Below are 603 nucleotides of genomic sequence, written 5' to 3' on the forward strand. Positions count from 1 at the left end.
AAATACGACCGCAACTCCGCATCCACCCGACCAGAAACCCTCGACAACCCATTCTCATCCTGATCACCGAACCGAAAATACGTCTGATCAGCAACCTGATCCTCCGACAACGACCCATCCGGATCCAACGTGTCATACAACCGCCGAGCCGCCACCTTGAAATGATCCGGCAACAAATCCCGCGCCAACTGCGCCAACTGCCGCTCCGCACTCTCCAACGTCTCGACATCGACCTTCGACCCCAACCGCTGAAAAAACTTCCGAACAATATCCTGATGCTCCTCATCGAGCACACCCTCCGACGCAGCCGCCGCCGTCGCCGACGACACCGGACCCAACCGCTCCCCCGTCAACGCCGACCGCGCCCCGAACTGATTCGCATACCGAATCCGCTGCCGCGCACGCTGCTGCGACACACCCAACACCACCGCCACCGCAACCGGCATCGACCCATAAATATCATCGAGACCACGCTGACCCATCAAATCCGCAAGCCAGGTATGCGACAACGCGAACAACGACCGCTGCGCAGCCTCCAACCGCACCAGCAACCCCCGACGATCCTCATTGCTCAACCCCACCGAATCCAACCCCCGCAACACC

1 protein-coding gene is annotated in these 603 nt (G+C 60.4%); it reads right to left on the reverse strand.

Annotation, left to right across the window (positions count from 1 at the left end):
• A partial coding sequence (locus RY1_RS29295; protein ID WP_169914880.1) for a DUF222 domain-containing protein occupies window positions 1-581 on the reverse strand: 581 nt, incomplete at its 3' end.
• Window positions 582-603 lie beyond the last annotated feature (22 nt).

Source organism: Rhodococcus yunnanensis NBRC 103083, assembly GCF_001895005.1.
GTDB lineage: Bacteria > Actinomycetota > Actinomycetes > Mycobacteriales > Mycobacteriaceae > Rhodococcoides > Rhodococcoides yunnanense.